The 2,402-nt window shown below is 53.1% G+C and carries 1 protein-coding gene; it reads right to left on the reverse strand.

Annotation, left to right across the window (positions count from 1 at the left end; all coding sequences use genetic code 11):
* Positions 1-690: 690 nt before the first annotated feature.
* A complete protein-coding gene (locus tag FYC48_RS25595; protein ID WP_149499655.1) occupies positions 691-1,215 on the reverse strand; it encodes a hypothetical protein in 525 nt (174 codons plus the stop codon).
* Positions 1,216-2,402 lie beyond the last annotated feature (1,187 nt).

Genomic DNA, 2,402 nt, shown 5'->3' on the forward strand with positions numbered 1-2,402 from the left:
GCAATGGGCCGACTGCGGTCATCCTATCCGGCTTGTGCGTTGATCCGAACTTAAAGCTAGAAGAAACAACGAACGTGACCAAGCACGACGAACGTTGGTGATAACGGGGTTGCGGCCAAAGACCGTGAACGCAGGAGTCAACTGCGCCCGCAACTCCCGTTCATCACATGGTTCGTCGATTTACGGTTGCCGCCGGCGTGAAGTTGGACGGTCTTGGTTCATTGTAGCGACCGCTCAATGATGTGGGACAATCCATCAGTCTGAGGCGGGATCACGATAGCGTGTACGAACCGTGGTACCGGAGTCAAGCAAGATCCGATCGATAGACATGATCGAGTGTTGGGGTCATTCGGAGACTCCGCCGTTAAAATGAAATGGGCGTACAGGATCACGAACCATTGTCGGCGATTGTTGGGAGTTGGAAACGTTTACCAAACCGTGGCATCAAAAGCGATCAACAGGAAACAGAGGTCACGTCAACAAGCAATGGGCCGACTGCGGTCATCCTATCCGGCTTGTGCATTGATCCGAACTTAAAGCTAGAAGAAACAACGAACGTGACCAAGCACGACGAACCGTCACGCGTCACCGGGTACGCGCGAAAGATTTTCCATGTCAAACCGCTGGACTCGCGTACTCCGGTGCACGCGATTGTTCTGTCGTCTTTCAGCCCGCCAATCAAGCCACCGGTTACGGTTTCAGTGCGTTCGCACCAAGCTCGGACATCTTCTTCGGATTCATCAGCTGTACCGTTAACATTTTCATGTCTATGTCGTCGTTCGACATGTCCATTCTCGCGATCATTAAAGTGTCTCCATTGGGATGGGTGTACATTTTCTGGTCAACAGCAGTCATGTTGAAGCCCATCTTCGCTTGCATTTCCTTTTCTGCCTCACCCATGCCGTTTGTCGGCGTGTCACCGCCGGGCGTAAATCCAGCTGTCTTCGCGATTGGTTCGATGATGTCAACGACCGTCTTGATGGGGCCATCATATTGATACGAAGCAGAATTCATCGCGTCCATCTGCATCGCTTGAAACCGTTTGCCGATCGCATCGTCGATCGCAGTTAGCAGCGCGTCAAAATCGAGACTTTCGGATGGAGCTTCACTGCTTGTAGCAGTCGTGTTCGCCGACGTTACGGAGTCCGTTTCGGAGCGGCAACCACCCGCAACAATGACGGTAAGCAGCAGAAGGCAAAGCAGCAAGCGTGACATGATTAACATCGGTTCCATGGCGGTGTGCAAGTTACATGAGACAGAACGTTGGTGATAACGGGGTCGCGGCCAAACATCACGAACTCAGGAAACAGCAGCGCCCGCGACTCCCGTTCATCACATGGTTCGTCAGGCTACGTTTGCCGCCGGCTGGAAGCTGGACGGACCAGAACCATTGTAGCAATCGCTGCGTGGTGATGGGCCTTATTGTCAAGCGGGATTACGATGTTAAACCGTGACCACGATTGCGATCAACAGGCGACAGAGGGTCCGTTGCCAATGGATGGGACGGTACGTGAATCAATACGGTAAGCAGGGAGTGACAACAAAACCGCGACATCAGGTGCGATCAATAGGCGACTGATGTCACGTTGCCAATCAATGGGCCCCTACGTGAGTCATCCGGCACGACGGACACGATTCGCGTTGCGAATCACCAAGCCATCACCCGATAAGAGACGATGATCTATCAAACCGTGACATCAAGAGCGATCACCAGGAAACAGAGGTCGCGGTACGACGCGATGGGCCCAAGTCCAGCCACAACGACAGGCGTCGGATCAAATCCGCATTCGAAGGTGAATGAACCAACGAACGTGAAGTAGCACGACGAACGGTACGAATCACATGGCGACGGCGAACGACGTGACCGCAGCATACAACATGACCCCGTCGCTCATGTGCATTCGCTGGTTCGCCGCCTGTCTTCAAGAACTTCGATCTAAGGTTGAAGAGCCGTCCCGACTGCGATTCCGATTAACAGCATAATTGTCGCGTATAGGTATCTCGTCTTCCAGACAAGCAATCCGCTTGCAGTACAAAACGAACCAAAACTGAGATACATGATGCATACTGACCAGTATCCCGGTGCTACTGAAACGTAACCTTCAGTCAAGAAAGGGAACGCAGGTAGTACAGCGAACAGAAGCCCAAACGCGAATGACAACGCCCCTACGATTCCGATCAGGAAAGCGGGGAGCAGTCGAAAGCGGAACAACGGTGAGGTTGGCCCGTCATCAGTGTATGTGGGCGAGTATGGGTTATTGTCTAAATCCACGGATTCAGCAGCAGAGGCTAGTAACGTCGAGTCGGCGAACGGTGACGATCACGTGGCCGCCGCGAACGACTCACCACTTCAGTGAACCCAATTCGGCGGCTCACGTGCATCGAATTGTTCGTCGATTTAC

It is taken from the genome of Roseiconus lacunae (assembly GCF_008312935.1).
Taxonomy (GTDB): domain Bacteria; phylum Planctomycetota; class Planctomycetia; order Pirellulales; family Pirellulaceae; genus Stieleria; species Stieleria lacunae.

Bases quoted from the DNA above. Each gene is read 5' to 3' on its own strand.
- FYC48_RS25595 (WP_149499655.1), bottom strand. From the start codon at position 1,215: ATGTCACGCTTGCTGCTTTGCCTTCTGCTGCTTACCGTCATTGTTGCG.